This is a genomic window from Polaromonas sp., assembly GCF_012927415.1.
In the GTDB taxonomy this organism is placed as follows: Bacteria; Pseudomonadota; Gammaproteobacteria; order Burkholderiales; family Burkholderiaceae_C; genus Polaromonas.
Genome location: NZ_JABBPF010000165.1, coordinates 1 through 12,409, shown reverse-complemented (window position 1 = coordinate 12,409; position 12,409 = coordinate 1). Strand labels below are relative to the sequence as shown.

The 12,409-nt window shown below is 55.7% G+C and carries 14 protein-coding genes; 1 reads left to right on the top strand and 13 read right to left on the bottom strand.

From position 1 onward, the window contains the following. The 7 genes from HHJ19_RS14040 to HHJ19_RS14010 form a co-directional block, all read right to left on the bottom strand. Positions 1 to 188: hypothetical protein (locus HHJ19_RS14040; RefSeq protein ID WP_296908408.1), on the bottom strand; the 188-nt coding region annotated here is incomplete at its 3' end. 673 nt (positions 189 to 861) lie between these two features. Then, complete coding sequence (locus HHJ19_RS14035; RefSeq protein WP_296908406.1) at positions 862 to 2,160, bottom strand: site-specific integrase; 1,299 nt, start codon at positions 2,158 to 2,160, stop codon at positions 862 to 864. Between the two features lie 363 nt (positions 2,161 to 2,523). Continuing rightward, a complete protein-coding gene (locus HHJ19_RS14030; protein WP_296908404.1) occupies positions 2,524 to 2,742 on the bottom strand; it encodes a hypothetical protein in 219 nt (72 codons plus the stop codon). A gap of 505 nt (positions 2,743 to 3,247) precedes the next feature. Then, complete coding sequence (locus HHJ19_RS14025) at positions 3,248 to 4,555, bottom strand: hypothetical protein (RefSeq protein WP_296908403.1); 1,308 nt, start codon at positions 4,553 to 4,555, stop codon at positions 3,248 to 3,250. A 35-nt stretch (positions 4,556 to 4,590) separates the two neighbouring features. Next, positions 4,591 to 5,340 (bottom strand): hypothetical protein, encoded by a 750-nt coding sequence (locus HHJ19_RS14020; RefSeq protein WP_296908402.1) that lies wholly within the window; start codon positions 5,338 to 5,340, stop codon positions 4,591 to 4,593. Positions 5,341 to 5,377: 37 nt separating this feature from the next. Beyond that, entirely contained in the window at positions 5,378 to 5,947 is a 570-nt protein-coding gene (locus tag HHJ19_RS14015) for a hypothetical protein (RefSeq protein WP_296908401.1), read from the bottom strand. A gap of 46 nt (positions 5,948 to 5,993) precedes the next feature. Beyond that, positions 5,994 to 6,269, bottom strand: coding sequence for a DnaJ domain-containing protein (locus tag HHJ19_RS14010; RefSeq protein WP_296908400.1), 276 nt, complete (start codon positions 6,267 to 6,269; stop codon positions 5,994 to 5,996). 254 nt (positions 6,270 to 6,523) lie between these two features. Here HHJ19_RS14010 and HHJ19_RS14005 point away from each other — a divergent pair, with 254 nt between their 5' ends. After that, positions 6,524 to 6,709 carry a CsbD family protein gene (locus tag HHJ19_RS14005; RefSeq protein WP_296908399.1) on the top strand — a complete coding sequence of 62 codons (186 nt, stop codon included), beginning with the start codon at positions 6,524 to 6,526 and terminating at the stop codon, positions 6,707 to 6,709. Between the two features lie 81 nt (positions 6,710 to 6,790). Here HHJ19_RS14005 and HHJ19_RS14000 read toward each other — a convergent pair whose 3' ends face one another. The 6 genes from HHJ19_RS14000 to HHJ19_RS13975 form a co-directional block, all read right to left on the bottom strand. Beyond that, complete coding sequence (locus tag HHJ19_RS14000; RefSeq protein WP_296908398.1) at positions 6,791 to 8,104, bottom strand: tryptophan--tRNA ligase; 1,314 nt, start codon at positions 8,102 to 8,104, stop codon at positions 6,791 to 6,793. A 35-nt stretch (positions 8,105 to 8,139) separates the two neighbouring features. After that, complete coding sequence (locus tag HHJ19_RS13995) at positions 8,140 to 8,808, bottom strand: site-2 protease family protein (RefSeq protein WP_296908397.1); 669 nt, start codon at positions 8,806 to 8,808, stop codon at positions 8,140 to 8,142. Positions 8,809 to 8,841: 33 nt separating this feature from the next. Beyond that, positions 8,842 to 9,477: an L-threonylcarbamoyladenylate synthase gene (locus tag HHJ19_RS13990; protein ID WP_296908396.1), complete on the bottom strand. Its 636-nt coding sequence runs from the start codon at positions 9,475 to 9,477 to the stop codon at positions 8,842 to 8,844. A 10-nt stretch (positions 9,478 to 9,487) separates the two neighbouring features. Beyond that, positions 9,488 to 10,393, bottom strand: coding sequence for a DMT family transporter (locus HHJ19_RS13985; protein WP_296908395.1), 906 nt, complete (start codon positions 10,391 to 10,393; stop codon positions 9,488 to 9,490). Beyond that, on the bottom strand, positions 10,390 to 11,253 hold the full coding sequence (locus tag HHJ19_RS13980; protein WP_296908394.1) for a 3',5'-nucleoside bisphosphate phosphatase: 864 nt from the start codon (positions 11,251 to 11,253) through the stop codon (positions 10,390 to 10,392). The genes HHJ19_RS13985 and HHJ19_RS13980 overlap by 4 nt, the downstream gene beginning before the upstream one ends. A 394-nt stretch (positions 11,254 to 11,647) precedes the next feature. After that, positions 11,648 to 12,409, bottom strand: a 762-nt coding sequence (locus HHJ19_RS13975; protein ID WP_296908393.1) for a DHHA1 domain-containing protein, incomplete at its 5' end; no start/stop codon positions are given.

Below are 12,409 nucleotides of genomic sequence, written 5' to 3'. Positions count from 1 at the left end.
GGTTTGATATCCCGGTGAGCAATATGCTTGCTGTGAAGTATGGTGAGCGTTTCTGCGAGTTCTATGAAGTCGCCAACAATTTGTTGAGGTGTGCGGCTGGCCTCGTAGTGCTCAAAGGTCTCAGCAATTGGCATCACAAACCATGGAGTGATGCCCTTTGGACTCGCCGGTATGTGGCTGTCGATCATGGGAATAACACCTGGCACGGCGTCTAGCGCTGCCAAAGCGGCCGTCTCTGCTTGGAATCGAGCGTACGAAAGTGAGTCAATTGAGCGCAGTAGCTTGATGGCATGGTCGGACCATCCATCCCTGGTCACGCGCCATACAACTCCATTCCCTCCGTCGCCAAGTGGACTGTCGAGGGTCCAATGACCGAAAGTTTGCCCACTTGTGTAGGTGCTTGGGCTTCGTCCTCGCGGGCGTCGGGCTAAAGGTGGTGGCATAGTGAAAGTGATGGAGTGAGACGCCTAACGTTGGCGCTGTCCGGCACGCAGCATGTGCCTCGCAGCGGCAACCTGCTGCTGCGTGTCCGCAACGAGCAACCTGTTAGGCATCACGGTGCGCTCAGCAGCGCTTTTAGAGTTACGGGGATGGGGCCTTCTATGAACTGGCTAACTACAAATGGCATAGAGCAAATGGCAATCGCTAAGGCCGTCGGGAGAACGAATACCCCAAACTTTAACCACTGAATGGAGGCGGCAGCCCTCTGCAATGTTCGCTTGGTCGGATTTGGGGAAGATAACAAGTTTGAACTCGTGTAATTCTGATTTGTCGTCTAAAGCTGATGTACCGTACTGCGCCCGGTGGGGCTACTTGGGGACGATTCCCCACTAGGGCTTGAACAGAAAGAATTATTTAGGGTTACGCCAACTGTGGCAACAGATCAGTGAGTTTATTGCCGAGGCGATTCCATGCTTCTCGTTTCTCTTCAGCATAGTCATATGTCTGATAGGTTCGTATCAGTTTGCTTGGTTCCACATGATTGAGAACGCGCTCAATAATTGCTGGTGCCACTTTTATCGACTGCATCAACGTTGCGCCAGTCCGGCGTAGATCGTGTGGCACCCAATCACCTCCAGTCAGCAATAGAGCATCGGCATTCTTGGCCCTATTTGTCATAGGTTTGCGACCCTGACCAGCCATTTGTCTGTCGCGAATTTGTTTGGTAGTAGATTTCGTACACACGAACGTCTTTCCGGTGGTATCCGGAAAGCACCAGACTTTACTGTCGGCTAGCTTCTTCAGGGCATTGAACTGACTGAGCGCAAAATCAGACAGGTAAACGGTGTGAGCTTTGCCATTTTTTGAATGTTCTTTTGGAATCACCCACTCCCTTTTGTCGAAGTCCACATGCTCCCATCGAGTCTGGATTACCTCGCTAATCCGGCAGCAGCACGAGAGCATTAGCCACATCGCAATCTGAGTCTTCGGCATCAATCCAGCGTCTGGCAATTTCCGAGCTAGCTCACGGATTTCATCCTCACTCAAAGCTCTGGTTCGCTCACCGCCTTCGTACTCGCGCGGAAGTATTTTGTCTTTACGAAGATCAATTTCTTCAGTCGGGTTCTCGAAAAGAGTTTTCCATGCTCGCTTTCGAGCGGCCCAACGGAACATCTGCTTTATGTCAGCAAAGAGCGCGACTGCGCTGCGATGTGAGCCGCGTTTTACGACACCACGTAATATTTTTTCGATATGTTCGGGATGTACCTTGCCGAGTTGGTAGTCACCAACAGTTGGGAAAACGTCTCGTTTGAAAGACCGCTGAAGCTCTTTGCCGCCGTCTTTGCGATCAACAGTTTTGACCCATTCGTCAAAAAGGTTCTGGAGCGTTTTCTCATTTGCTTTGGCTTGAGTGACGCGATCCAGTTCCGCTTTTCGTTCGTCATCGACTTTGACCTGAATGTCGATTCCCTTACGTGCAAGTGATCGGATGAGAGTCGCTTCTTCGCGCGCCTCCTTGAGTCCGAGTCGGCCGTCACCCTCGCCGTAAAGTTCTGGCAATCGGTATTGGCGCTCTTTGCCGTCGAGCATGTATCTGACCAGCCAACTCTTTGCGCCATCTGTCGCAACACGCAGTTGTAAGCCGTCGCCGTCGGTCAGTTTGTATGGCTTATCTTTCGGCCGCGAGTTTTCGATTTGCTTGACAGTCAGGTTACCCATCGTCAGTTCCAAGTGGTCGGGTGAAATGCCTCCGTGTCCGAACGGTGTCCGAAAAAACATCAGCATTTACTGGATTATGCTGGATTTTACTGAACGATGTAACTTCGTAAGTTGTTGATTTAATTAGATAAATGTATTTTGCTGGATATTGCTGGACAATCGAAAAAATTGCTACGAACCAAGGGGTCGTGGGTTCAATTCCTGCCAGCCGCACCAAATGAAACAAGGACTTAGCGTCGCAAGATGCTAAGTCCTTTCTTCTTTTTGGATAAATGTGCCCAACATTGTGCCCAACGAGATCATTGGCGAGGGCTGGACACTTTGCAATCAATTGCATGCCCGCGTTTTGATTATCCTCACACCTCAAGTTTTTGCCAAGGCAGTAGGCAATGCGCCGAGCTTCATGTGCCGATATTGCGGCACTTCACGTGCTTTCAGCACAAGCGCAAAAAATTTTGAAGCGACGAATTTTTTTATTGCTGAACCGTAATATCCAACGAGCATCAGCGATATGAAAAACGTCGTTCGGACCAAATTCCATGAGGCAACGGTTCCCAGGACGCAACGCGCGATCAAGTCCATGGCAGGGACTGGCGTCGGAATTTGCTAGGGTTGATTCGGTAAGATTTTTGTCAATGCGACAAGGGCTTCCCTTGCAGGTGCTGATGTCCAAGGCGGAAAACAAAAATTCGCTAATCGGCTAAAAGTAGTTTCGATTCTTCAACCAAAAGGCGCGGGCGTTTAGTTCTGTGCAAAGGCTCCTGTCATGTTCGCTCTGGTTGATGGCAATAACTTTTACGTCAGTTGATCTCTCGGTGAGACCTAACATATCCGTCAACGCGGACGCCCATTCCGGTCCACGGCAAACAGTGCTGCACCCCTGTCACAGGCAGTCGAGCGCATGGTGCAGTCTACCGATTCACTGAGTTTCAGCTTGTGCATAAAGCGATCGATATTGAACTCGGTGTGCCGCGCATGGGCGCAAACCTTTGGAAAGTTGCCCTTGATGAAGAGGAAGCCTTTGCCTGGCCGCCCAAGCGGATTCAAAGCAGCCGGATAACGGGTTCATTTTCCGCCACAAAAACCTTCATGGTTTCACGTGGCATTCACGCCGCAGCAAGGCCAAGGCATCTTGCAGCGCATAAGCCGAATCGCTTTGCAGGATTGGCAGCGCATCTTCAACGAAGTCGGTCCACAGCTGGACATAGTCGTGCTGAAACTGCGCCGGGGCGTTATTCAAAAGGAACTGATGGGCGGTGTCTGGATTAAAAATCTGTCCGGAACCGGCTTTCTGAATCTTGCGAACCAGGGCTGTGGCGGCCTTTTCGCTCAAAAGCGTTTTGGGCTTTGCACCGGCGGCCACGCAAACTAGCAGGGTGAGGAGGGAGCCGTCGTCGCAGTTTCCGCCAGTCGCCTTGTCCCAGGCGCTGGAGATGGCGCGCTCATGCTGGTCCAGTTCGCTCGCCATATCCTCCAGCCAGAAATAGCGGCCCAGCAATGGTGGGTTGTGATCATCGCTGGCCATGAAAAAAAGCGCTTTGGCGGGCAGTGAACTGTCCAGAATCACGGGTAAATCAGCCACAAGAGATTCCAGAGCCGCCTGCACTACGGCTTTGAAGCCGTCAGGCAGGTTGCCGGGCATGGCGATAGGCAAGTTCAGGGACTTGACGGGGGCCGCTTTTCCTGTCCGCGCCGCCGTGCCGGGTTTGGTGGGCCCGTATTTTTTACGCAGAGCGGCGACTATTTTTTCAAACCCAACCCAATCGGGCATTGCCGCGCCTTGGTTAGATGTCACCAGCAGACTGGTACGAATCACCGCTTCGGCATGGGTATGCGCCTCTTCAAGTTCATCAACGTCCATGCCCAGCTGTTTAGCCAGCCAGACTGCGGCTTCTCTTTCCTGCTGCAGGGGTGTCCGTCTGGCGAGTTCAAGCTGGTAAGCTGAAAAGCTTCGGAGCGACCATTCGGCAAGTCCTTTCGGCGGGCCGTTCTCCGCCCCGTTGTCTGCGCTGGCATACATGTCAAAACTGGTGCTCTCGGGCAATGCCAGCAAGGCTTTGAGCATATCCGAGCCTCCTTTGGAGCGCGATAAAAAGGAATGGTCACGCAGCGACTCAGCGGCTTGCCGCAAATCACCGTCGCTGATGCTCTCAAGGTAAAGGCTGACCAGATTTACGATGCGGTCCCTCGCTTTTTCCAGGTCGGGGCGCAAAAACTCGTTGCCAAAGTAGCGCGCAATCTGCACCATGCCTTTGGGCGCTTCCGTGCAAATGGCGTCCAGTTTCTGGCTGTCGATAATGCCATTTTGGATGCCGAACTGAAGCGTCTTTTCAAAAAATGGCCGCGCATCGTAAAGTGAAACTGCCGAAGGCTGAACTGAGGGTGGGATTGGCATGATGAAAGTTTCTGGCGGTCCCAGGTCGGCGGTTTTCAGATCGCTGATTCTTCGTCCGATTCGCGCGCGGCAGGCGTAGCCTTGCCCCGATCGGTATCGCCGGTCTCCACCTTGCCATCATCCTCTTCGGTATCGTCTTCTTCCTCATCCACGCCAGCATCGTGAGCGCGTGCCTTGGCGCGCAGTACCGTCAGCATTTCGATGAAAAGGTCCGGGCATTGATAGCGCAGTATCCATGCGAGTTCCATCCAGTCGCGGTCGGCAATTTCATCCTGTTCGACACGCGGCTTCTCGTAGGCCGAAGCGAGCAGGGCTGCTTTAGACAAAAGCTCGCCCGTGTCCTTTAGTGCATCAAAGGTGCCGGTGCTCGCAAAAGATTCGATACGAGCCCATTTTTCAGTGAAATAGTCGGCCAGCGCCTCGCTGCCGCCCTCCAGATCACCTATTGCATTGAGGAATTCAAGCGGATTTGCATCTTCCCTGAAAATGATGGCATTCAACATCCCCCGCAAATGGGTGCGGGTCAAATCCTTGTACTGCTTTTCAATTACTACTGCGCGGGCGAACTGCTCTGGCGTGATCAGCAGATTGACGATTGATTCCTTCGAGTTGTCATATTCGCGGATGACTGCCAGGATGTCCTTTGGTGGCAACAATTCCAGCACGACCATTAGCGCAGCGTCACCTTCAGTATCCGCCAGTTCGACCAGGGCGAACTCGGCGCCCACGATATCACCGGCCGCAATCAGGGTCTGGGTTTTTTCAATCAGTGCAAGATGGTTCATAGAAACTTCACGTCTTATTTACTTTATCTATCTTTTGTCAATCTTTTCGGTCAAAGCCCTGTCCGACCAGCCAGTCGGCAGCCGCTTCCTTGCGGGCACGGGCATCACCGGGTTCACCGCCGTCTTCATCAGCATCAAATTCATCTTGTTCATCGCTGTCGTTTTCGCCGTTATCTTCGTCATCAGATGCTTCGTTCCCGTGCTGCTCGGCAAGCGAATCGGGCTTGCCAGCCATGTAATGCAGACCCGCCGCTACCGTTAAAAACCGCTCGCCGCCGGCCGATTGCAGCACGACCTGCGCCAACTCCTGCGCCCAAGGCGCCAGTTCCATACCGTCGGACACGCTGCGCCACTCTGGAAATTCATCGGGTTCACGGCTGAGGAGGCGATCCATAACTGCCGGTTGCCCAAAGGTAAAACCCTGGTGAAAAATCACCGCCACCATTTCGGGACTGAGTTCCATCATCTGGACCAGAAAGCTGATTTCCTGGCGTTTTTCGGCCAAGCGCTGGCGCAGCACATCGCGCCCGTCGGAGTCAAACGTCAGGTCATCCATTTCAGACCTGTAGGCTGAACGCAAATTGAGAAAAAACGGGGAAATGCTCATACAGCGAGGGTTTTTTTGTCAAGAGGGCTTTTTGGTCGCGCAGCCATCAAAGCAGTGGGTTGAAGTAATTTTTCCAGATCTCCCGAGCCGTATCGACCGGACTGTCGAGCAGATTGCGGCGGCGGTTGTCGTCATAGGCCTTGCGCTTGTCGGCATCTGACAACACTTCGTAAGCCTCCTGCACGGCCCGAAAGCGCGCTGGCGCCTGCTCAGTGGCGTTCTTGTCGGGATGCCAGAAGGACGCATTCTGCCGAAACGCCTTTTTGACATCAGCCAGCGTTGCGGCGCTGTTGAGTCCAAGGCTGTTGTAGTGATCCGTCATGCGTGGGAGGGTTTTGTCCTGGAACCAGAAGCAATGATTAACACGGCGTGCTGAAAGATTGCGCTGGCTTGCGGATCTCACCTGAATGCACGCAGCGGCGACTCGGGATTATGCTTGACTGCTGCGCCGTCGGCAGGGAAAGGCTATTTCGTAGGAAAGAACCCACAACGATTTGCGCCTTGCTCTGCTGCTGCTGCTTTGCAGCCGCGCTTATCCTTTGCTTGTATTTTTAGTGACTCAACAAAGGATTATTTATGAACAAGGATCAAGTTAAGGGAACAGTGAAGGAAGCCGCGGGCAAGATTCAGTCCAAAACAGGCGAACTTGTTGGCAACAAGGAACAACAGGCCAAAGGGTTGCTGAAGGAAGCTGAAGGCAAGACGCAGAAGAAAGTTGGCAATGCCAAGGAAGTCGTGAAAGACGCCGTCGATAAAATGTAAGCGGACTTTTCAAATTCAAAGTAAAACGGCCGATGTTGTACAGGCCGTTTTTTTTCGCATGAATACGTCCTGGACTTCTCCTCAGTTGACCCTAAAAGCCTTCAGGGCGGCATCCAGTGCCTCCGTTGAAACTCCCTCAAAGATTTTCACCTTGCCGTTTTGGTCAGCTAGAGCAGTGAGGCCGTCTTTTTGCAGCGTTGAAATGACGAGGGCCGCTTCCCGGGGCGAGTCGAACCCACTGCTTTGCAGTAACGGGCGAGCGTCAGTATCGATCAGCTTGAAATAGTACTGGCCGTCTTTTTCACGGTATTGCTTGAAAGCAGGGACGTCGCTTTTCAGTGATTTACCTTTTGCGGGCGCTGACGTCTGTGAGGCCAGATTGCGCAGCCCTACGGCTTGCCGCAATTCATTCATGAAGGGAGTGGCCACTGCCCGTGCTTTTTCGGCGCCGGCACGCAACAGGGTTTCAATGCTGCCGGGCTTGCCGATAAGTTCATGGTAGCGTTGGCGCATGGGTGCGACCTCCCGGTCAATGCGTTCAAACAGCAGTTGTTTGGCATCGCCCCAGCCGATTCCGTCGGCATATGCCTTGCGCAGCGCGGTGGTCTCTGGCTCGCTGGCAAAGGCCTGGTAAATCTGAAACAGCGCTGAGCCCTCGACCTCTTTGGGCTCTCGAGGGGTTCGAGAATCGGTGACGATGCCTGCGATTAGCCTAGATAGCTGGTCGCGAGGCGCGAACAGGGGAATGGTGTTGTTGTAACTTTTGCTCATCTTGCGACCGTCCAGGCCAGGCAGCAGGGCCACCGATTCTTCCACCACGGCTTCAGGCATCACAAGATGCTCACCGTAAAGGTGGTTGAAGCGTTGGGCCATGTCGCGCGCCATCTCAATGTGCTGAATCTGGTCGCGCCCAACCGGCACCTTGTGGCTCTTGAACATCAGGATGTCGGCGCCCATCAGCACCGGGTACATAAACAGTCCCGCGCTGACGTCGGCGTCGGGGTCATTGCCTGCGGCTGCGTTTTTGTCGACTGAGGCTTTGTAGGCATGGGCGCGGTTGAGCATGCCTTTGCCGGTCACGCAGGTCAGCAGCCAGGTGAGCTCCGCAATTTCCGGAATGTCCGACTGGCGGTAAAACGCCACACGCTCAGGGTCCAGCCCGGCCGCCAGCCAGCTCGCCGCGATCTCAAGCGTGGAGCGCTGGATGCGCGCCGGTTCATCACACTTAATCAATGCATGGTAGTCGGCCAGGAAATAAAAGCTTTGCACGCCAGGCAGGCGGCTTGCGACTACCGAGGGACGGATCGAGCCGACGAAGTTGCCCAGGTGCGGCGCACCGGTGGTGGTGATGCCCGTCAGATAGCGTTGCGGGGAGGGGGTAAAGGCGGGGTTCATGCGAAGAATGTCAAGTGAAGGGATGGCTTAAGCAGTTAGCCGAGCAGGGACAGCAGAGGCGATATCAGGAGATTGATCAGCGCGTAGCCCAGTGTCATGAGAGGGCGCAGCCACAAGGTCCCGACCACACCGGCGATGACCAGCCCCATCACGATGAAAAAGCCCCAGGGTTCAATACGGGCAACCCACTGGGCCTGCTTCCAGGGCAGCAATCCGACCAGGATGCGGCCGCCGTCGAGCGGTGGCAAGGGAAAAAGATTGAACGCCCACATCACCAGATTTACCAGAATGCCGGCTTGTGCCATCTTGATGAAGAAGGGCTCCGGAACGCCCAGTCCAGTCAGCAACACCAGCATCAGCGCCCAGAAAATGGCCTGGGCAAAATTCGATGCCGGCCCGGCCAGCGCGACCCAGATCATGTCGCGCTTGGGGTTGCGCAGGGCGCCAAAATTGACCGGAACCGGCTTGGCGTAACCAAACAAAAAAGCACCCGAGGTGGCGAAATACAGCAGCAGCGGCATCGCGATGGTGCCGATCGGGTCAATGTGTTTGAGCGGGTTGAGCGTGACACGACCCATCATGTAGGCGGTGTTGTCGCCAAAATGACGGGCTGCATAGCCGTGGGCGGCTTCATGCACCGTGATGGCGAACAACACGGGCAGGGCATAAATGGCGATGGTTTGAATCAGGTTGGCAGTATCCATGGCTGGATTGTCTCAGACGCGCTTGCGAGCGCCTCAAAGCCCCAGCGCAGCCAGGTCACCACGCCCCTGGCGGATGACCAGCGGGTCATTGCCGTCGGCCATGGGCGTCAGATCAATCACGGTGGTCGGCTCCTTGTGGCAGGCACCTGCGTCAATGATGGCGGCCAGTTCATGCTCCAGCTGGCTGCTGATGTCCTGCGGATCGCTGATCGGCTCAATTTCTCCGCGCGGAATGAGGGTAGTGGCCAGCAGGGGTGTGTCGAGCAGCTCCAGCAGGGCCTGCAAAGCCTTGTGCTCGGGCACGCGAAGCCCGATGGTCTTGCGCGATGGATGACTGACGCGGCGCGGCACTTCCTTGCTGGCTTCCAGAATGAAGGTGTATGGGCCGGGCGTGGCGGCCTTGAGCAAGCGGAACTGCTTGTTGTCGACCCGGGCGTAGTTGGCCAGTTCGCTCAAGTCACGGCACAGCAGGGTGAGGTGATGCTTGTCGTCCACCCCTCGGATGCGGCGCAGGCTGTCGGCGGCGGCCTTGTCATCCAACCGACAGACCAGCGCATAGCTGGAGTCTGTCGGCACCGCCGCAACGCCGCCGCGCTTGATCAGCTCAACCGCCTGGTTGAGCAGGCGTGCAGGCGGATTGAGCGGGTGGATTTCAAAAAAATGGGCCATGGCAAATCTTTCAGGATTCGGTCGGCTGGATGATGACTCTGCTTTCGCGCACGGCGAGCCAGGCACCGGCCGCGCCGCACACCGCAATCATTCCCATCCCGATCATCGATGCCTGGTCGGGAACATGTGAAAACGCCAGCCAGCCGCCCAGCATGGCAAAGCCAATCTGGGCATAGAGAAAAGGGGTGAGCGTGGAAACAGGCGTGCGGGCGTAAGCCAGAATCATCATGAAATGGCCGATGGTGCCCATCAGGCCCATCAGGCCCAGGCTGACCCAGAGCGTCCAGGAATCCAGCCAGTTCCAGGCAAAGGGCAGGGCCAGCGAAGCCAGCAGCGTACCCACCCAGCCGGTATAAAAATGCATGGTGACCGGGTCTTCGGTCCGGGCCATCTGGCTGGTCAGGATCTGAAACCATGCATTTGAAATGACCAGCCCGATTGGCAGCAGCATGGTCCAGTCAAAAGTGTCGCCGCCCGGGCGAATAATGGTCAGGGTGCCCAGGAAGCCGCCGACTACCAGCGCCCAGCGCAGCATGGAAACCCGCTCGCCCAGCTTGATTGAGGCCATCAGCGTGATCACCAGTGGCGTGATCATGACGATGGCGGTGAATTCGCCGACCGGCATGTATTTCAGGCTGAAAAATGCCAACATGCTGCTGGTGAGCAAGAGTACGCCGCGAAGACACTGAAACCTTGGATGGGCGGTTCGAAATAAGGACCATCCGCGCTTGGGCAGCATGGCGACGGTGGTGGCTATTGCCTGAAAGGCATAACGAAACCACAGCGCCATGAGCACTGGAACGCTCAGCGATATGAATTTGGTGGTGGTGTCTAGCACCGCGAAGCAGGCCACGGCTGCTACCAGAAGCGCAATACCCCCCAATGCGTGCTGCGGGGTGCTGGCGTAAGCCCTCATTTGCGAATGCGATCGGCCAGCAATTCCCAAACCGGGGTAATGTCGCCCGGTAAATATGGCAAGGTGCCGAGATCGGTGTGACTCTCGTCAGGGCTATGAAAATCACTCCCGCGCGAAGCTGCCAAGCCAAATTCCCTGGCTGTTTCGGCATATTTCACGAACTCCTGACGGGTGTGACTGCCGGTGATCACTTCCACCCCGCGGCCGCCATGGGCCTTGAATTCGGTGAACAACGCGTATTCCTCGTTTGCGGTGAATTTGTAGCGGCCTGGGTGTGCGATAACCGCAATGCCGTGCGCCCCCGTGATCCAGCTCACGGCATCTTTCAGGTTGGCCCATCGGTGTGCGACATAGCCAGGTTTGCCTTCGGTGAGGTATTTGCGAAAGACCTCGGAGGTTTCGCGGCAGACACCGGATTCGACCAGAAAACGGGCGAAATGGGTGCGGGAAATCAGCTCGGGGTTGCTGACAAACTTCAGCGCGCCTTCGAAAGTTCCTGGTATTCCGGCCTTGGCGAGCGAATCAGCCATCTCCCTGGCGCGCTGCTCACGCCCGCCCCGTGTTTTGTGCAGACCCTGCCGCAGTGCGGCATCATCGGCGTCGAAGCCCAGGCCGACAATGTGTACCGTTTCAGCGGCAAAAGTGACGGAAATTTCGGTTCCGGTCAGGTAGGCTAAACCTTGCGCCTGCGCTGCTGCTGCGGCGCGGTGCTGACCGCCAATCTCGTCATGGTCGGTCAGTGCCCACAACTCCACGCCATTGGCCTTGGCGCGTCTCGCGAGCGCTTCAGGTGTCAGCGTGCCATCGGAAACTACGGAGTGGCAATGGAGATCAGCATTGAGAATGGTTTGAAATGACACTACCTGATTTTAGGCTTTATGCTTTTCAAGCGTACTGCCTGGGGAAATTCAGTACACCCAAGCGCCCCAATGCAGCGTGCTGAAGCGACCGGGTTTACTTTGAAAACGGCCAATAAACTATCATTAAGATAGCAATCTATGACCGTAATTGCTGGACATGGACCTCAAAACGTCATAAATCCTGTTTTTAGCGAAAACCGAAGTACGACAGAATGACGCCGATGATAACGACTAGTCCTACGATGTAAATGATGGAATTCATGGTTTTCTGCCTGAGTTTGTTGGCACACCGACACGGGCACCTTACCTACTTGAGTGTTGCCGCCCTGTTGGCAATTTTCTGTAGGCAGCCCGATTCAGGCAATGTCGGACAAATGCCCTACAGCGCAGGCGGTTAAAGTTCAGCCGCTTCGACCAGAAAGCGCACCCGCTTGACTCCTTGCCACTCATCGGCTTCGAGCCGGAACGCCAGCTTGACACGCGCCGGCAAAGCCTCGGTATGACCAAACCAGATGCCGTCCACCGGCTGTCCCTGGTGCTTGAGTTTCAGGGCCAGATGCTTTTCGCCGACCAGCCGCTGTGACACCACCTCGACGACTTCACTGAAGGTGGGCGCGGCAAAACCCTGGCCCCAGACTTCGCTATGCAGCGTGGCGACCAGGTCGGCGCGCCGGTATTCGGGCGCCAGCGGGCCATCGGTTTCCAGCCGGCGCATCAAAGTGGCTGCGTCCAGCCACTCATGCGCGACTTGCTGCAGCGCCTGCTCGAACACCTCAAAATGTTCTTCGGCAATGGTGCAGCCGGCAGCCATGGCATGCCCGCCAAAGCGCAGCAGCACGCCCGGACAGCGTTTGGCAACCAGGTCGAGCGCGTCGCGCAGGTGAAATCCCGGAATCGAGCGGCCCGAGCCCTTGAGCTCGTGGGTCTTGCCTGGCGCCTGGCTGGCGGCAAAGACAAAGGTGGGGCGGTGCAGCTTGTCCTTGATGCGCGAGGCCACGATACCAACCACGCCTTCATGAAATTCAGGGTCAAAAATGGCAATCGCCGGTGGCGGTTCTTCGTTCTCGTCAATCATCGCGTCGGCGGCCAGCTGGGCCTGCTCGCGCATGCCCGCGTCAATGTCACGGCGGTCGCCGGTGATTCCGGCGCGCATCTG

What these genes read in the sequence shown, in the direction of transcription:
- HHJ19_RS14025 (WP_296908403.1), bottom strand. Translation starts at nt 4,555, where the DNA reads ATGCCAATCCCACCCTCAGTTCAGCCTTCGGCAGTTTCACTTTACGAT.
- HHJ19_RS14030 (WP_296908404.1), bottom strand. Translation starts at nt 2,742, where the DNA reads ATGGACTTGATCGCGCGTTGCGTCCTGGGAACCGTTGCCTCATGGAAT.
- HHJ19_RS14035 (WP_296908406.1), bottom strand. Translation starts at nt 2,160, where the DNA reads ATGGGTAACCTGACTGTCAAGCAAATCGAAAACTCGCGGCCGAAAGAT.
- HHJ19_RS13990 (WP_296908396.1), bottom strand. Translation starts at nt 9,477, where the DNA reads ATGGCCCATTTTTTTGAAATCCACCCGCTCAATCCGCCTGCACGCCTG.
- HHJ19_RS14020 (WP_296908402.1), bottom strand. Translation starts at nt 5,340, where the DNA reads ATGAACCATCTTGCACTGATTGAAAAAACCCAGACCCTGATTGCGGCC.
- HHJ19_RS14015 (WP_296908401.1), bottom strand. Translation starts at nt 5,947, where the DNA reads ATGAGCATTTCCCCGTTTTTTCTCAATTTGCGTTCAGCCTACAGGTCT.
- HHJ19_RS14005 (WP_296908399.1), top strand. Translation starts at nt 6,524, where the DNA reads ATGAACAAGGATCAAGTTAAGGGAACAGTGAAGGAAGCCGCGGGCAAG.
- HHJ19_RS14000 (WP_296908398.1), bottom strand. Translation starts at nt 8,104, where the DNA reads ATGAACCCCGCCTTTACCCCCTCCCCGCAACGCTATCTGACGGGCATC.
- HHJ19_RS13985 (WP_296908395.1), bottom strand. Translation starts at nt 10,393, where the DNA reads ATGAGGGCTTACGCCAGCACCCCGCAGCACGCATTGGGGGGTATTGCG.
- HHJ19_RS13995 (WP_296908397.1), bottom strand. Translation starts at nt 8,808, where the DNA reads ATGGATACTGCCAACCTGATTCAAACCATCGCCATTTATGCCCTGCCC.
- HHJ19_RS14010 (WP_296908400.1), bottom strand. Translation starts at nt 6,269, where the DNA reads ATGACGGATCACTACAACAGCCTTGGACTCAACAGCGCCGCAACGCTG.